This is a genomic window from Vibrio chemaguriensis, assembly GCF_012275705.1.
Classification (GTDB): Bacteria; Pseudomonadota; Gammaproteobacteria; order Enterobacterales; family Vibrionaceae; genus Vibrio; species Vibrio diabolicus.
Genome location: NZ_SHOE01000031.1, coordinates 19449 through 37152 on the forward strand (window position 1 = coordinate 19449; position 17704 = coordinate 37152).

The following is a 17704-nucleotide window of genomic DNA, read 5'->3' on the forward strand; positions in this document are numbered from 1 at the left end:
TCGCTGAGTGTGACACTGAGTGACATCAAGATTAAGCACACAGGATGGGGAACCATCCTGTGTTATTTTAGCTAGGGAATTTATGACCCAACAAGATATTAAATTGATTGCTTTTGATCTGGATGGAACACTGCTTGATAGCGTGCCAGATCTTGCCGTAGCGGCCGATCAAGCAGTTCAGGCGTTAGGCTATCCTTCTGTATCAGAAGAGCAGGTGCGTGATTACGTTGGTAATGGTGCAGATATATTGATTGGACGTGCATTAAGCCAAAGCATGACCATCAGCAGTGATTTGAGTGATGAGCTGCGTGCTAAAGCGCGTGAGCTGTTTGATGAATACTACAAGCAAAGCGGCCATAAGCTAAGTCACCTTTACCCAACAGTAAAAGAGACGCTTGAAGAGCTACACCAAGCTGGTTTTACGATGGCGATTGTGACGAACAAGCCCTCGAAATTCGTACCAGAAATTCTAGAGCAGCATGACATCGCCAAGTACTTCGTAGACGTATTAGGTGGTGACGCGTTTCCAGAGAAAAAACCAAACCCGGTGGCGCTGAACTGGCTAATGGAAAAGCACCAGGTAAAACCAGCAGAGATGCTGATGGTTGGGGATTCGAAAAACGATATCTTGGCGGCGAAAAATGCGGGTTGTGCTTCATTTGGTTTAACTTACGGTTATAACCACGGCGAGCCCATTTCAGCTTCGAACCCTGACGTAGTGGCGAACCGCCTCGCGGAATTACTGGAAGTCGTCGCTGTTTCTGCATAACGGCAACAAAAGATCTTCCAAAATACTTGTTAATGAGTACACTGAGTAAACCGTGCGCTAAAAGCCGCACGGTTTTTCATTTTAATTAGATTAAGAAGTCAAAGGAATCATTCTAATGAGCAAACCCATTGTATTGAGTGGTGTTCAACCGTCAGGTGAACTAAGTATCGGTAACTACTTGGGTGCTCTACGTCAATGGCAGCAGATGCAAGACGATTATGATTGCCAATACTGTGTAGTAGACCTTCATGCGATTACGGTTCGTCAGGATCCTAAAGCACTGCATGAAGCGACATTAGACGCACTGGCAATTTGTCTGGCAGTTGGTGTTGATCCGAAGAAGAGCACGCTATTTGTTCAGTCACACGTACCAGAGCATGCTCAACTTGGTTGGCTTCTTAACTGTTACACGCAAATGGGTGAGCTGAGCCGTATGACTCAGTTTAAAGACAAATCGGCACGTTACGCGAATGACGTAAACGTGGGTCTGTTTGATTACCCTGTGTTGATGGCAGCAGATATTTTGCTTTACGGCGCACACCAAGTACCAGTTGGTAGCGACCAGAAACAGCACCTTGAGTTAGCGCGTGATATCGCAACGCGTTTTAACAACATCTACTCACCAGAGAGTCCGATTTTTACCGTTCCTGAGCCGTACATTCCAACAGTCAATGCACGTGTGATGAGTCTTCAAGACGCGACGAAGAAAATGTCGAAGTCAGATGACAACCGTAAGAACGTGATTACTCTGCTTGAAGAGCCAAAGTCGATCATCAAGAAGATCAACAAGGCGCAAACAGACACCGAAACCCCACCAAGCATTCGCCATGATATCGAGAACAAAGCGGGTATCGCGAACCTAATGGGACTTTACTCTGCGGCGACAGGAATGAGCTTTGAAGATATCGAAGCCAAGTACAAAGGCGTAGAAATGTATGGTCCATTTAAGAAAGATGTTGGCGAGGCGGTTGTAGCAATGCTGGAGCCAATTCAAGCAGAATACCATCGTATTCGCGCTGATCGTGCTTACATGGATGAGGTAATGCAGCAAGGTGCAGAAAAAGCATCGGCTCGCGCTGCTGAAACGCTGAAGAAAGCATACAAAGCGGTAGGCTTTGTCGCTCGCCCATAGTCGCTAAGAATAGATTACAAAAAGCTCCACGTTGGTGGAGCTTTTTTTATACTTTTTACTGGAATGGCGTGTCTTTCATGCAACGTTCCATATCGTAATATTCAACACGTCCTCGAGCACCTAAAAAGGCGGACTTCACCACCATGCCTCTATCAATGAAGTAACTGAGCTGCACGCATGATATATCGTAGCTAAGTTCTTTAATTCTTGCTGGGATCCAGTAGGTTCCTGGTGTTCTTAGACGCTGGGTAAAAGTAATAACACCCTCGTCACTGACCTCTAACTCTTCAATTCCATCCAGCTCATTTTTGGCTGATTCGATGATGTTTTGATTCGCGGTAGGTTGAAGTGGCTCACTGGCGGTCAATTGACATCCCGTTATCAAGCCAAGTAAGAAGAGAGCTAGCACACTGCGTTGAATTTTTTTCATTTATCGTTCCTGGGTTTACTGCTAATGAGATCTTAATGTCTCGCGCAGGTGTTATATCTTTTGTGTATGAATTTGGCTAGTGAATAAGGAGAAGTTATTGAGCAAATGATGAAAATTTTGAAGTATAAGGGTCATGTGTAAGAAAAAGCCAAGCGAATAATAGGTGACTTAAGTTTAGACATGGCTATAAAAATGAAAATCACAGCTTTCTAAATTAGTGATTAATTATATTTTCATTTATAACAAAGTGAGCTTGGTTAATAAGCCACTTCACGAGCGATGTATTTTCTACTCCTTAACATGAAGTGAAAAAATAAACTGAGTAATTAATCTAAATTTTGATTTGTTTATCAATAGCGTCCTGTATTTATTACAAAAAATGTTTGAATGGGATGTTCTGGCATATTTTCTTACATTCACATGTGATTCATTTCACGGCTTTAATTGCTCATTCTTATTTATTTCATAAATAAACCTGATAGTAGACGCAAATGGTAGGCTCTGATCAGAGCTAAGTTTGCATTTACATAAATATCAGGTATGACAATGGACACGTTAATCAAACCCTCAATACTCGCACTAACCATCGCCAGTGCACTTAGCGCAAACGCGAACGCAGAGATTATTATTTCCCAGTATGTGGAAGGCGGCGCTTATAATAAAGCGGTCGAGATCGCCAATACAGGTGATACTGCGGTGACACTCACAGGCTATGAATTAGCAAAATCTTCGAATGGTGGCGGCTCGTGGGGCAGCACTCTTGATCTTAGTGACGTAACGTTACAAGCGAAGCAAGTGTATGTGCTTGCTCATGGCGATGCGAGCGAAGCAATAAAGGCGGTTGCGGATTACACTGATAAAAATGTAGCGAACTTTAACGGCGACGATCCGTTGGCACTTCTTAAAGATGGGGAAGTGCACGATATATTAGGTGTGATGGGGGACGTGGATTTCGCTAAAGACACCACGTTAGTTCGTAACAGTGATGCGCTTACACCTTCAACTACCTACCAATCCACTCAGTGGACAGCCTTACCTAAAGATAATATTGATGGTTTAGGAGAATTAAATACAACTGAGCCACCTGCGCCATTTGCTTGTGAAGTAGATGGACAAGAACCAGCCTTTACCACCATCCAAGAGATTCAAGGTGAAGGTGCTTCTTCTCCATTTATTGATGGCTACCCTTACATCACGACCGAAGATCACTTCGTAACTGGTGTGGTCAGTGCTGTAACAACAGGCTTAACTAAAGGCTTCTACCTGCAAGCACTTGAGAATGATGGCAACGACAAGACATCTGAAGGTTTGTTTATTCACACCGATGTTGCCGATACAGAGCTGAAAGCTGGTGATGTTGTTTGTGTGAAAGGGAAAGTACAAGAGTACTACAGCAACACTCAGCTTTCTTCTGATGCAAACAGTTATGTAAAAACAGGCACATCAAACGCCTCTTTGGTTACTCCGTTAACGATTAAGGAAGGGGAAACACTACGTGATGCACTAGAGCGTCATGAAGGTATGCAAGTTGAGCTCAGCTCGGCTAGCGAACTTTTCGTTACTCGTAACTTTTCTTACGATTATGACTCTCGACGCAACAACATGATGTTGTCTCATGAAGCACCGTTGTTTAAGCCGACTCAATTGCATGCAGCAGAGAGTGACGCTGCGGTTGCCCTTGCCAAAGAGAATGCGGCCAACCGTATTTACTTGGAATCGGATAGCAAAGCGCCAAATGGTCAAATCCCATATTTCCCAACGTTTGCACAAGATCTTGACCAAAATGGCTCTTCAGAGCAGCACATTCGCCTAGGCTCTCGTGTCGAAGGCCTGCAAGGTGTTGTGGCTTACAGCTACAACGAGTACCGCCTAATTGCGACCAATGAAGTTGATAGCAGCAACTTTGTCACGTCAGGTGATGACTTTGACGTTGCGCGTAAAGCGGCGCCAGCCATAGCCGATTCTGATTTACGAGTAGCGAGCTTCAACGTTCTTAACTACTTCACTTCAGTTGCTGACAGCGGGCACGACAACCCAACCGGGCAAAATCGTGGCGCGACAAACCTTGATGAGTTCTTGATCCAGCAAGCGAAAATCGTTTCAGCAATGAATAAGATGGACGCGGACATCATTGGCTTGATGGAAGTGGAAAATAACGGCTTTGGTGATGGTAGCGCTATCCAAAACTTGGTTGATGCTTTAAACGCTGAGATTGATGACGTGGAAGATCATTACACGTATGTCGAAATCGAAGAGCAAGACAAATACCAAGAGGAATACTTTGGCAGTGATGCGATCATGGTGGCGATCTTATATCGTGCTAACGCAGTAACACCAAAAGAAGCAGCAAAAGTCATTGTGACGCCAGAGCAACACATTGCAGAAAACACAATTACTCGTAAAGAGGGCACTGAAAGTAACCCTGCTTACGACAAATATCAACGCCATAGCTTATTACAGACCTTTACAGTGAAAGAGACTGGCGAAGATCTTTCAGTGGTCGTGAACCACTTTAAATCGAAAGGTTCTGAATGTATTGAAGAGTGGATTGCTGGTGTAGAAGACTCAGAACCCGCGGATCTGCAAGGCAACTGCAACAACTTCCGTGTTTCTGCTGCGAAAGTCGTTGGTGAAGCGCTGAAAGATATTGATGGCGATGTGCTCGTTATGGGCGATTTGAACGCTTACGGCAAAGAAGATCCGTTACTGACCCTCACTGATTACTCACAAGAGAAATACGGCCGTGATATCTACACTGCCGCTTACACAACCATTGGTGGCGGTGAGCTTCAAGTAGAGAAAACCAAGATTGAAAAAGGCTACGGTCTGCACAATTTAAACACCTTGCTGCATGGCGCTGATACGTTCTCGTACACCTATTCAGGTGAGTTGGGGAACTTGGACCATGCATTGGCAAGCAGCAGTTTAGCGCAAAAAGTGGTGGCGATTGAAGATTGGCACATCAACTCCCTAGAAAGTAACTTGTTTGAATACAGCAGCAAATACACGGGTGACATGCCGAAGTATAAAGATGCGTTCTCAGCGTCTGATCATGATCCAGTGATTATTGCTATTGATTTGCCAGATGATGATATCGATTTACCGAAAGCGGGTGAAAACTTAGCTATTGATGTACGTCTACCACCAACTGCGGTTGCGGGCGATATTGTGACAGTGAACTTAACAGCATCCACACAAGCGGCCGCGACAAGCAGTGATGCAAAAGTTTACTCGGCTAGCCAAACCTTGACTCAAACTGACATTGACGCACGCAGCGTGAATATTGAGTTTGAACAAGCGCCAGAACAAGGTAATTACCAGTTAGAAGAGAAAGTGACAGACTCGACAGGCAACGTCGTTAAGTTTAGCTCTGTTCGTGATGTCTCAATGACGCAAACTGAAACGGGTGCAGAAGGTTCGAAGGACTCAGATGGTGGTTCGTTTGGTTTTGGCGCGCTACTCGCGATGCTTGGACTTGGCTTACTACGTCGCCGCAACTAAGCTTGTTGTCTCCTAAAATACAGCTGTAAAGACCAAAGGCCAGCCGATGCTGGCCTTTTTATTGCACAAAGACTTGCCTTTCTAGTTTGGTGTTGCAAAATACCGCCCTTAATTGTCGCAAACCAGACAATCATCTCTTAAGTCTTGCCTAAACGGATTGGAGCAGCTGACACTCTATGTTGTTGATCATCGATAACTACGATTCTTTCACTTACAACCTCTACCAATACTTTTGCGAGCTTGGCGCTAGTGTAAAAGTCGTGCGTAACGATGAAATCGACATTCAAGGGATTGAAGCGTTGAACCCAACTCACTTGGTGATCTCACCTGGACCGTGTACGCCAAACGAGGCAGGTATCTCTCTACAAGCTATAGAATACTTCGCTGGTAAGCTTCCAATATTGGGTGTTTGCCTTGGTCATCAAGCGATAGCGCAAGTGTTTGGTGGGGAAGTCGTGCGCGCCCGACAAGTGATGCATGGGAAAACGTCACCTATTCGTCACAATGGTCGCAGTGTGTTTAAAAACCTGAATAACCCACTCACCGTAACCCGTTATCACTCTCTCGTGGTGAAAAACGGTACGTTACCCGATGTGTTTGAACTGACCGCATGGACTGAGCTGCCGGATGGAAGTATGGACGAAATCATGGGTTACCAACATAAAACTCTGCCAATTGACGCAGTGCAGTTTCACCCAGAATCGATCAAAACAGAGCAAGGTCACGAGTTGCTCGCGAACTTTTTAGCACGTAAAGCGATCTGATCGCGATCACTTTTCTTAACAAATCATTCATCTTTTTGCCGAGGTGAGTGGATTGCAAAACTATGCGGTTCATTCTGGCCTCTTTGTCTATTCATGTCTTTTTAAACCTTCTATCCCCTGTATTACATAACATTTATAAAAAATCGCTTCTCTATTTTACTTTCTTGATGCATAAATAGTCATAAGCAGTGATTAATGGAAGTTGCTTTCGAGAACGAAAAGAATAAATCACTATTGAAATGGTTAATTAAATGTAAATACAATGCCGCAATAGCTTAAATGCAAAACATTATTTGCTGGCAAAGAGAGCCGGTTAAATTCGCTTATCTGCTACGCATGCGGTATCAAGAAGGAATGTGCAATGACAACGGAAATTAAAGTAGAGCGCGGTTTATTCGATGAGGTAATGGTACCTTGCTATAACCCGATGGAAATGATCCCTGTTAAAGGTGAAGGTTCACGTGTTTGGGATCAGGAAGGTAATGAATATATCGACTTTGCTGGTGGTATTGCAGTGAGCTGTCTTGGCCATTGTCATCCAGTAATGGTAAACGCATTAACAGAGCAAGCTAACAAGCTTTGGCACTTAAGTAACGTGATGACGAACGAACCAGCACTTCGTCTGGCGAAAAAGCTAACAGAAGTGAGCTTTGCTGAGCGCGTATTCTTTGCTAACTCTGGCGCAGAAGCGAACGAAGCGGCACTTAAGCTGGCACGTCGTTACGCTGCTGACGTACATGGTGCTGAGAAATCAGAAATTATCGCATTCAAACAAGGTTTCCACGGTCGTACGTTCTTCACCGTAACGGTTGGTGGTCAAGCGGCTTACTCTGACGGGTTTGGTCCTAAGCCTGGTGACGTTACCCACTTACCTTACAATGATATCGAAGCACTACAGGCACACATGTCTGATCGCACATGTGCGGTGATGATGGAGCCGCTACAAGGTGAAGGCGGTATCGTGCCACCAACGCCTGAGTTTGCTCAAGCAGTACGTGAGCTGTGTGACAAACACAACGCGCTACTGATCTTCGATGAAGTGCAAACCGGTAATGGTCGTACAGGTAACTTCTACGCTTACCAAGGTTTAGGTATTACACCTGATATTCTAAGCACCGCGAAATCACTCGGTGGTGGTTTCCCAATCGGTGCAATGCTGACTACTGCAAAATTAGCAGAGCACATGAAAGTCGGTACGCACGGTTCAACATACGGCGGTAACCCACTCGCGTGTGCTGTAGCAGAAGCAGTTGTGAACGAAGTTACTAAGCCTGAAGTGTTGGCTGGTGTGCTAGAACGCGAAGCGATGTTCCGCGAAGGTCTAGAGAAGATCAATGCTAAGTACAACATCTTCTCAGAAGTGCGCGGTCAAGGTCTCTTGCTTGGCGCTGCACTGAATGAAGAATGGCAAGGCCGCGCACGTGATGTTCTCGTCGCTGCGGGCAAACAAGGTCTAATGGTATTGGTTGCGGGTGCCAATGTCGTACGTTTCACACCATCACTCGTTATCACACAACAAGAAATTGAAGAAGGCTTGGCGAAACTGGATAAAGCGATCGCGACTTTAGTTTAAGCGCGATATCAGTTTCAACGTCAACGCAGACACCCCCGTCAAGGATCTCTGATGGGGGAATTGTTCCTACAATATAGTTAGGATCTTCTTGCATCTGGAGGGAGTATTGATGCTAGTAGTTCGCCCTATCGCGATGTCGGATTATGACGCGCTGCACACTTGTGCGGTGGAGTCTGGTCACGGATTTACATCTCTACCGGTTAACGAAGAACTGTTAACCAATCGAATCAAACACTCAGAGTACAGCTTTGGTAAGCCAGATGTGGCAGAACCAGGTGATGAAGGCTATTTGATGGTCGGCTTTGACTCTGAAACGGGTGAGGTTGCGGGTACCACCGGAATCGAAGCATCTATCGGTTGGGATGTCCCATTTTACTCGTATCACATTAGTAAAGTGGTGCACTCGTCACCAAAGCTTGGCGTCAATAATGTCGTCAAACTGCTTACTTTTGGTAATAACTACACGGGTAACAGCGAAATTTGTACCTTGTTCTTGCGTGAGAAATTCCGCCAAGGTCTGAATGGTCGTCTAATGTCGAAGTGTCGTTTCCTCATGATGGCTGAGCACCCAGAACGTTTCTCTGAAACGATCTTTGCGGAGATGCGTGGTGTTTCAGACGACGAAGGCAACTCGCCGTTCTGGCAATGGTTACAAGAGCATTTCTTCTCCATCGATTTCACGCTTGCGGATTACCTCACAGGTATCGGCAAGAAAGGCTTTATTGCTGACTTAATGCCGAAGCTGCCTATTTACATCAACCTGTTGAGTCCAGAAGCGCAAGCGGTCATTGGTCAAGTGCATGACAATACTCGCCCAGCATTAAAGCTGCTTGAGCGTGAAGGCTTCACTAACCGTGGCTACGTGGATATTTTCGATGCGGGTCCAACCGTTGAATGTGACTTACGCAATATTGAATCGGTACGTCACTCGTTCCGTGCGCAAGTGAAAATTGCACAACATAGCAGTACGCAAGACTTCTTGATGTGCAACTCATCGTTCGAAAACTTCCGCGCAGCAGTCACCAAAGCGGCGTATGACGCTGAAACACAAAGCGTCATGATCGCACCAGACGTTGCGGATGCACTTTTGGTTGAGGAAGGGGATTTTGTTCGCCTTCTTCCGCAGTAACAGACGACAGAATTTAAGGATAGAAACAATGACACATTGGATTGCAGGTGAATGGGTACAAGGTCAGGGTGAAGCATTTACGTCTCTGTCACCTTACAACCAAGAAGTGATCTGGCAAGGCAACGGTGCAACGGCAGAGCAGGTGAATCAAGCGGTATCTGCAGCGCGTGAAGCGTTTATTGACTGGAAAAAACGCCCATTTGCAGAGCGTGAAGCGATCGTGTTGGCTTTTGCTGAGAAAGTAAAAGAGAACAGCGAGAAAATCGCTGAAGTCATTGCCAAAGAAACTGGTAAGCCAATTTGGGAAACGCGCACTGAAGCAGCGGCAATGGCAGGTAAAATTGCAATCTCTATTCGTGCTTACCATGACCGCACTGGTGAAGCGAGCCGTGAAGCGGCGGGCAACCAAATTGTGTTACGTCATCGCCCACTGGGCGTGATGGCGGTATTTGGCCCATATAACTTCCCTGGTCACCTACCAAATGGTCACATTGTGCCTGCGTTACTAGCGGGTAACACCGTTGTGTTCAAGCCATCCGAGCAAACGCCTTGGACTGGCGAGCTAGCTATGAAACTTTGGGAAGAAGTAGGTCTGCCGAAAGGCGTGATCAACCTTGTCCAAGGTGCGAAAGAAACCGGTATTGCGCTTGCTAATGCGAAAGGCATTGATGGCGTACTGTTCACGGGCAGCGCGAACACGGGGCATGTATTGCACCGTCAATTTGCGGGTCAACCAGGCAAAATGTTAGCACTAGAAATGGGTGGTAATAACCCGATGGTGATCTCTGATAAATACGGTGATTTGGATGCCACGGTGTACACCATCATCCAGTCAGCGTTTATCAGTGCCGGGCAGCGTTGTACGTGTGCTCGTCGTTTGTATGTGCCATTGGGTGAGAAAGGCGATGCGCTTATCACCAAGCTCGTCGAAGCGACGAAGAATATTCGCGTAGACCAACCATTTGCAGAGCCTGCGCCATTTATGGGGCCGCAAATCTCCGTTGCCGCAGCCAAGTTCATTCTCGATGCACAAGCGAACCTTCAATCACTTGGTGGTGAAAGCTTGATTGAAGCTAAAGCAGGAGAGGCGGCGTTTGTTTCTCCGGGCATTATTGATGTAACGAACATTGCTGAGCTACCAGATGAAGAGTACTTCGGTCCACTTCTGCAAGTGGCGCGTTACGAAGGGCTAGAAAAAGCCGTAGAACTGGCGAACGACACGCGCTTTGGTCTCTCTGCTGGTTTAGTTTCAACTGACGACCAAGAATGGGAATACTTCGTTGACCATATTCGTGCAGGGATCGTGAACCGTAACCGCCAGCTCACTGGTGCAAGTGGTGATGCGCCATTTGGTGGTCCTGGTGCGTCAGGTAACCTACGTCCAAGCGCTTATTACGCAGCAGACTACTGTGCGTACCCGATGGCATCAATGGAAGGTCAAGAGACTATCTTGCCTGCAACATTAAGCCCAGGTGTGGCGCTATAAGTTTTAATAACAGAGTCGCAACCATGTATTGCGGCTCACCTTGCCGGCGAATCATTTAGGTATGGGTTGTAGTGATCGTTGGCAGAACACGGAAAGTGAGCAAAGACTCGGAAAAGCGTGTTGACTGACTGGCATTTACCGTCACAGGTTGATGGCTGCTCGTTCATTATTCTGGACAACTTTTCGTTGTGAACGAGCAGTCAACTTCCGCTTACCTTTTAACTCTACATCTCGTAACAAGGAGTCGTTATGACGCCCGATGTGTTATTTGAATCGCTATGGCAAGATTACATTCAACGTCTTTGCCCTTCTGCTGCGAAAGTACATCAGCTGCTTCAAGAAGATGAGCCTCTGATTAATGATCATATAGCTTTACGTACCTTCAATATTGCGCCTCTTGGTATCGAAACCTTAGCTAAACCTTTTGTAGCCATTGGCTATCAGGCATGTGGTGACTACGTTTTCGAAAGTAAAAAGCTGGTTGCTAAGCACTATGAACACCCTGATCCGAAGCAACCGAAAGTCTTTATTAGTGAGCTAAAAGTTGAGGAGTGTTCACCTGAGCTGCAAGAGATTGTGAAAAAGCTGGTGGCACAAGTCGATGCAGGCAAGCTGAACGATAGCGCATTCTTACATGGTGGACGCTTATGGGATTTAAGCTTTGCTGACTACCAAACGTTGGCTAAAGAAAGTGAGTACGCATCTTGGTTGGCGGCGCATGGTTACGGCGCAAACCACTTCACGGTGAGCGTTAACCAGCTCAATGAATACGAAGAAGTGAAGCAAGTAAACGATCACTTACGTACGGCCGGATTTACCATTAATGAAAACGGCGGGGAAGTGAAGGGCACTCCTGAGGTGCTACTAGAACAATCATCGACTATGGCGGATAAAGTGGCGGTTCGCTTTAGCGAAGGCACTGAAATTATCCCTGGCGGCTTTTACGAGTTTGCTAAGCGCTACCCGATGGAAAACGGTGAGCTGTACCCAGGTTTTGTGGCGGCTTCAGCGGACAAAATCTTTGAAAGTACGAATGGCTAACTTTTAGGGTTAACCTTTCGGCTAACCAACTTGCTCATTAGTCTTTTGTTGCTCTGAGCTCAATGTGGTTACAAGACAAATAAAAAGCCACCAATGTCGCCATTGGTGGCTTTTATAATTTTGTTCGCGTCACTCTGGTTTGAGATTAACGAGTACCGTAAACCACGATAGTTTTACCGTGCGCAGAGATTAAGTTCTGCTCTTCTAACATTTTCAAGATACGACCTACTGTCTCACGAGAACAGCCAACGATTTGACCGATTTCTTGACGAGTGATCTTGATTTGCATGCCGTCTGGGTGAGTCATTGCGTCTGGTTGTTTTGCAAGGTTCAGAAGCGTCTGAGCGATACGACCAGTTACGTCTAGGAACGCCAGGTCACCCACTTTTTGGCTAGTTACTTGAAGACGACGAGCCATCTGCGCAGAAAGGCGCATTAGGATGTCTGGGTTTACTTGGATAAGCTGACGGAATTTCTTGAAAGAAATTTCAGCAACTTCACAAGGAGATTTAGCACGAACCCAAGCTGTGCGCTCTTGGTCTTCCTCGAATAGACCAAGTTCACCAATAAAGTCTCCTTGGTTTAGGTAAGAAAGGATCATCTCCTTACCTTCTTCGTCTTTGATAAGAACCGCAACAGAACCTTTAACGATGTAGTACAAAGTTTCTGCCTTTTCGCCCGCGTGAATTAGCGTGCTCTTTGAAGGGTACTTATGAATATGACAGTGTGAAAGAAACCACTCTAATGTTGGGTCGGTTTGAGGTTTACCTAGAACCATAATATCTCACTTCCTCTGCAGGGTACGCTTGCGCTATCCATATTTTAGCTAAGCCTGAATTAGGCCTACTAGAATAAGAGCACTTTTTATATGCTGCAAGCTCTCTTGTGTTTCGGTAAGAAATAGTATCCTTTTTCGAAAACGATTTCTTGATTTTAATCGTGCCATGATTGAGATTTTGTAAGCAAAACTGTGCACATGATCACGGTATGAAAAGTAAACATCTTCGCAGGCAGGTTTTTAGCCAATTTTCCCTGTTTCGATGAGCTGTTGTAGGATAGGTCGAACTATGAGCTCCATTGCAAAGCTCATCTTACCGCCTGGCACGACAATCGTGTTGTGGCGTGACATGAATGAGCCATCAATCATAGCCAGGAGATATGGGAAGTCGACTTTCTTTATCCCACGCAAGCGAATTACGACAAAGCTCTCATCCAGGCTTGGGATACCCTTCGCATTAAGGGGGTTGGAGGTATCGACCGTTGGGACGCGCTGAAAGTTAATATGAGTGCGAGAAAATTGCGGAGTGATGTAGTTAAGATAATCGTCCATCGAGCGCACGATAGAATCCATTACTGCTTCTCGTGAATGACCGCGGTCACGAGTATCACGCACAAACTTTTGGATCCACTCTAAGTTTACGATTGGTACCATACCAATCAAGAAATCCACATGCTGCGCAACATTAACATCGCCATCCACAACACCGCCGTGCAAGCCTTCATAGAAGAGAACGTCACTGTTCTCCGGTAAGTCTTGCCACGGTGTGAAGGTACCAGGCATTTGATTATAAGGTACGGCCTCGTCAAAGGTGTGTAGGTAGCGACGTACGCTGCCTGCGCCATCGTGACCATATTTACGGAAAAACTCTTCCAATCCTGGAAAGTCATTAGCTTGAGGGCCAAAGTAGCTAATGTGTCGACCTTGCTCGCGCGCTTTACGGATTTCTATATCCATTTCAGGGCGAGTAAAGCGATGGAAGCTGTCGCCTTCAACCCATGCGGGTTTAACGTTCATCATATTGAACATCTTACGGAAGGCTTCAGATGTAGTGGTCGTGCCGGCACCGGATGAACCAGTAACCGCAATAATTGGGTGTTTAGCTGACATGACAAACCTTGTCGAAAATTACTTACCTGTAATGTGCAGTAGGCTGCTACTGCACGGTCGATAACCCACTATAGCACGTAACAATGCCTTGTCATTGAGTGGGGTACGGTAAAATGTGAAGGGTCTAAAATTTTGTTTTTACCTGAATATCGACGGTTTCGTGCAGTTCAGAGAATACGATAACCGCTTCGCCTTTTTCTAATTGAGTTTTTACTTGATCCACTTTGTCTTGCAAAGAAACCTCGACGGTTCCGTAATCCGTGCCTTCACGTAAGACGAATTCACGAATTAAGTTTTCCAATGTTTCTGGCGCAATGTCTTGCCATGGAATGATCATAAATACCTCGAACTTTTATGATGAGCGGCTAGTTTACTGCTTTCGCTGCTTGGATACAGCAGAAAGGTAATCTGCGGCAATACTTTCGTAATACGCTGGCAGCGCTTCTTCCAACCAAAATTTCGGCTTGAGCGCTGAACCTGTAAGGAAACCAACATGCCCACCGTGCTCAAAGAGACGGTAATCAATATTATCTGGCAGAACAAATTTCGGGATCACATCGTCGGTCATGAATGGATCGTCTTTGGCGTGAATGATCAGTGTCGGTAGCGTGATCTGTTGTAATTTACTTAAGCCAGAACATTGATCGTAATAATCTTGTGCGTCTTTAAAACCGTGCAGTGGTGCCGTGATCAAATCATCGAATTCATACAATCGTGTGACACGTTTTATTGAGTTGTAGGACAAAGCGAGCTCGCCATGCAACAAGTGATGTTTTTGCAATGCGTTGCGTTTGAGCGAAGAGAGTAGGTAACGGCGATACACTTTCGAAAAGCCTTGTTCAATACGGTTCGCACACGCTGCTAAGTCTAAAGGTGCTGAGATAATGGTCGCCGCATTCAAAATGGGGTGGTCTTTGTATTGGGCTAAATAATTCGCCAACATGTTACCGCCAAGAGAAATACCAACCGCAACTTTGGGGTTATCAGGAAAGCGTTGCTCAAGGTGCTCTAAGAAGTGGCGGGCGTCAGTCACTTCACCAGAATGATAGGCGCGAGCTTTCTTGTTTGGCTTACCGCTACAACCGCGGAAATGCATCATCACCGACAGCCATCCGGATTGAGCAAATGCATTCATTAGGCCATTGGCGTAAGGGCTATAGAAGCAGCCTTCTAGTCCATGAAATAAAACAAAAATCGGCTTTTTTTGCGCAGGTTCTTGGGTTGGGTCCTCGCTCCATGCGAGATCGAGAAAATCGCCATCGGATGTATCGAGGGTTTGCCAAATCGGCGTAAACAACGCTTTTTTGCGAATAAAACGCGGTAAAAGCGTTTGAAGATGCGGGTTTTTGATCCCGGCGGCTGCGAAAAATTGTGTCATACCTAACTGCTCTTATGCGGTTCTTCGGTGTCAGTTGAAGAGCTTATTAATATAATCCTTTATAAAGATTATAGGTATTCTACAGATTTATGGGCGTTTTGGTGGTTGAATGTTTGGCACCGGAATAGCAAAGGCCTGTTGCAAATGCTCACCACCAAGTTGACGACAGTATCTCAGCGTGAGTGGGGCGCCATCATTTTTGACCAGCGTGAGCGAGTTAATGCAGTTCACCAAATCCGCTTGTTGCTGCTTTTCTAGTTGCAGCTCAAACTGCAAGGTTTCACGATATAAAGCGTCATTGACTTGAGACTTAAGATGGCGACGTAAGTCGCGAAAAGAGTGCAGTAAGGTTTCGCTTCGGCCCAGACAGCTTTGCACCAGAGGCCAGTCTTTTTCTTGGAAAATGAGTTGCTGCTCATCGAGCCATCTGAGCAGCAGGAGTAGGTTCACGTTGCCGTGATAATTGTTCTGTAATGATAAACACGCTTCTTTCACTTCTCGCACACCATAAAATTGCAGACTGAACTGCCAAAGGTGTTCTAGGGTGAGTGTGTATTCAGCGTGTTGATTACTCATTGATTAAACTCTAGCTCCATCTGCTCCAGTTCTTCCTGAGCAGACATCCATTCCATTTCAATTTCTTCGAGCTCTGCCTTACTAGAAGCTTGAAGAGCCAGCACTTGGTTAAGTTTAGCTTTATTTTCGGCTTCATACAGTGAGTTATCTGCCAATTGTTCTTCAGCTTCGACCAGTGCAGCACCTAACTTATCCATTTTATTTTCTAATTGTGTCAGCGTTTTGCGAATTGGCGCCGTCTGCTTACGAAATTCTGCATCGCGACGTTTCTGCTCTTTTTTCGCTGCCGCGCTGTTGGCGCTATCTTTGGCTGGCTGTGCGGCTTGTGCTTCTTTGCGTTCTGCTCTTTGTTGCCCGGTTAACCACTTGTAGTAGTCGTTTAAGTCACCATCGAACGGCGCAACTTGACGATCGTGCACCAAGTACAAGTCATCGGTTGTAGCACGCAATAGGTAACGGTCGTGCGAAACAATCACCATTGCACCTTCGAACGTTTGCAGTGCCATCGTCAATGCCTGACGCATGTCCAAATCCAAGTGGTTGGTTGGTTCATCAAGTAGCAACAGGTTTGGCTTTTGCCACACAATTAAGGCCAGCACTAAACGGGCTTTTTCACCACCCGAAAACGGCGCGACTTTCTCCAGTGCTTTGTCGCCTTGGAAGCCAAAGCTGCCCAGGTAATCACGTAGCTGTTGTTCGGTTTGATCCGGCGCGATCTGCATCATGTGTTGCAGCGGCGTTTCCTCTGGGTGCAGCGTTTCTAATTGATGCTGGGCAAAGTAACCTATTTTTACGCCTTGTGAGTAAGTCAGATCGCCACCTTGCGCGTTAAGCTCACCAGAGAGCAATTTGATCAAGGTCGATTTACCCGCGCCATTACGGCCGAGTAGACCAATGCGACTGCCAGGAACCAAGTTCAACCTGATCTTCTCTAAGATCAGGTTGTCACCGTAGCCTGCCGATACTTCATCCATCATCATGATTGGGTTTGGCAGCGCCGCGGGCTCACGGAATTGGAAGCTAAATGGGTTATCGAATTGAGCGGGTAACACTTTCTCCATGCGCTCCAAAGCTTTAATACGGCTTTGAGCCTGGCGTGCTTTAGAGGCTTTATAACGGAAGCGGTCGATGTAGCTTTGCATGTGCGACATCTGTTTCTGTTGCTTCTCGAACATCGCTTGCTGCAGCACCATTTTTTGCGCTCGTTGGTTTTCGAACGACGAATAGTTACCCGTGTATTCGTTCAATTGTTGGTTTTCGATGTGAATAATACGGCCGACAATTGGGTCAAGGAAGTCACGGTCGTGCGAGATCAGGATCAGTGTGCCTGGGTAGTTTTGTAGCCAACGTTCAAGCCACATCACTGCGTCTAAGTCCAAGTGGTTGGTTGGCTCATCGAGTAGCAATAAGTCAGAACGGCACAATAGCGCCTGGGCTAAGTTAAGGCGCATACGCCAACCACCTGAGAATTGAGTCAAACTCCAACTCATTTGCTCTTGGCTGAAACCTAAACCGTCGAGCAATTCTGCCGCGCGAGCGCGAATGCTATAACCGCCGATGGTTTCAATTTTACCGTGGATCTCGGCAACCAAGGTGCCGTTGTCTTGTGCTTCCGCTTCAGCCAACTGCTTTTCGAGCGCTCGGTACTCGCGATCACCATCAATGACGTATTCCAGTGCAGTGCGCTCTAGCGCAGGCGTTTCCTGTGCGACCCAGGCCAACTCCCAATGTTGAGGTTGGCTAAATGAGCCTGCATCAATCGACAGTTCATCTTTCAGCAATGCAAATAGCGTTGATTTACCGCAGCCGTTTTTACCCACAAGGCCGACTTTATCGCCAGGATGGATAGTCGCTGAAGCTTGATCTAAAAGAGGTTTACCGCCACGCAGTAACTGAATATCAGAGAAGGTAATCATAAAGTTTTCATTCACTTTGCGCAGTGCGCGTTGCTTGGTTACATAGCGAAGTGGTTTCAATCGTTTTTAAAGCCACTTGGGTATATATCTAGCGGTGAATAGTAGGGGTATTGGCCGGAAA

General features: G+C 46.1%; 15 protein-coding genes. 8 read left to right on the forward strand and 7 right to left on the reverse strand.

Features of this window, described 5'->3' with window-relative positions; genetic code table 11:
• The first annotated feature begins 82 nt into the window (after positions 1-82).
• Positions 83-769: a phosphoglycolate phosphatase gene (locus tag EX191_RS20415; protein ID WP_005395368.1), complete on the forward strand. Its 687-nt coding sequence runs from the start codon at positions 83-85 to the stop codon at positions 767-769.
• 115 nt (positions 770-884) lie between these two features.
• Positions 885-1901 carry a tryptophan--tRNA ligase gene (gene trpS / locus EX191_RS20420; RefSeq protein ID WP_005395367.1) on the forward strand — a complete coding sequence of 339 codons (1017 nt, stop codon included), beginning with the start codon at positions 885-887 and terminating at the stop codon, positions 1899-1901.
• 55 nt (positions 1902-1956) lie between these two features.
• Here trpS and EX191_RS20425 read toward each other — a convergent pair whose 3' ends face one another.
• On the reverse strand, positions 1957-2331 hold the full coding sequence (locus EX191_RS20425; RefSeq protein WP_005395366.1) for a hypothetical protein: 375 nt from the start codon (positions 2329-2331) through the stop codon (positions 1957-1959).
• Between the two features lie 546 nt (positions 2332-2877).
• Here EX191_RS20425 and EX191_RS20430 point away from each other — a divergent pair.
• The 6 genes from EX191_RS20430 (at position 2878) to EX191_RS20455 (ending at position 11825) form a co-directional block, all read left to right on the forward strand.
• Positions 2878-5832 (forward strand): ExeM/NucH family extracellular endonuclease, encoded by a 2955-nt coding sequence (locus tag EX191_RS20430; protein WP_053807772.1) that lies wholly within the window; start codon positions 2878-2880, stop codon positions 5830-5832.
• A gap of 176 nt (positions 5833-6008) precedes the next feature.
• Positions 6009-6596 (forward strand): aminodeoxychorismate/anthranilate synthase component II, encoded by a 588-nt coding sequence (locus EX191_RS20435; RefSeq protein WP_005397690.1) that lies wholly within the window; start codon positions 6009-6011, stop codon positions 6594-6596.
• 361 nt (positions 6597-6957) lie between these two features.
• A complete protein-coding gene (locus EX191_RS20440) occupies positions 6958-8169 on the forward strand; it encodes an aspartate aminotransferase family protein (protein WP_005397689.1) in 1212 nt (403 codons plus the stop codon).
• 109 nt (positions 8170-8278) lie between these two features.
• Complete coding sequence (gene astA, locus EX191_RS20445) at positions 8279-9298, forward strand: arginine N-succinyltransferase (protein WP_006742982.1); 1020 nt, start codon at positions 8279-8281, stop codon at positions 9296-9298.
• Positions 9299-9326: 28 nt separating this feature from the next.
• Positions 9327-10784, forward strand: a complete 1458-nt coding sequence (gene astD, locus EX191_RS20450) for a succinylglutamate-semialdehyde dehydrogenase (protein ID WP_193448375.1) — start codon at positions 9327-9329, stop codon at positions 10782-10784.
• A 249-nt stretch (positions 10785-11033) separates the two neighbouring features.
• Positions 11034-11825, forward strand: a complete 792-nt coding sequence (locus tag EX191_RS20455) for a DUF1338 domain-containing protein (protein WP_005397681.1) — start codon at positions 11034-11036, stop codon at positions 11823-11825.
• 145 nt (positions 11826-11970) lie between these two features.
• Here the strand turns inward: EX191_RS20455 and crp are convergent, their stop codons facing one another.
• The 6 genes from crp to EX191_RS20485 form a co-directional block, all read right to left on the reverse strand.
• A complete protein-coding gene (gene crp / locus EX191_RS20460) occupies positions 11971-12603 on the reverse strand; it encodes a cAMP-activated global transcriptional regulator CRP (RefSeq protein WP_005381432.1) in 633 nt (210 codons plus the stop codon).
• Positions 12604-12843: 240 nt separating this feature from the next.
• Positions 12844-13713, reverse strand: a complete 870-nt coding sequence (locus EX191_RS20465) for a phosphoribulokinase (protein WP_005397679.1) — start codon at positions 13711-13713, stop codon at positions 12844-12846.
• Positions 13714-13837: 124 nt separating this feature from the next.
• Complete coding sequence (locus EX191_RS20470) at positions 13838-14050, reverse strand: YheU family protein (RefSeq protein WP_005397677.1); 213 nt, start codon at positions 14048-14050, stop codon at positions 13838-13840.
• Positions 14051-14083: 33 nt separating this feature from the next.
• The gene (locus tag EX191_RS20475; RefSeq protein WP_046874535.1) at positions 14084-15091 is read right to left on the reverse strand and encodes a hydrolase; all 1008 of its coding nucleotides are present in this window, start codon (positions 15089-15091) and stop codon (positions 14084-14086) included.
• An 87-nt stretch (positions 15092-15178) separates the two neighbouring features.
• On the reverse strand, positions 15179-15667 hold the full coding sequence (locus tag EX191_RS20480; protein ID WP_193448376.1) for a TIGR02444 family protein: 489 nt from the start codon (positions 15665-15667) through the stop codon (positions 15179-15181).
• Positions 15664-17583 carry an ABC transporter ATP-binding protein gene (locus EX191_RS20485; protein ID WP_193448377.1) on the reverse strand — a complete coding sequence of 640 codons (1920 nt, stop codon included), beginning with the start codon at positions 17581-17583 and terminating at the stop codon, positions 15664-15666. Before EX191_RS20485 ends, EX191_RS20480 begins: the two co-directional genes overlap by 4 nt.
• Between the last annotated feature and the right edge of the window lie 121 nt (positions 17584-17704).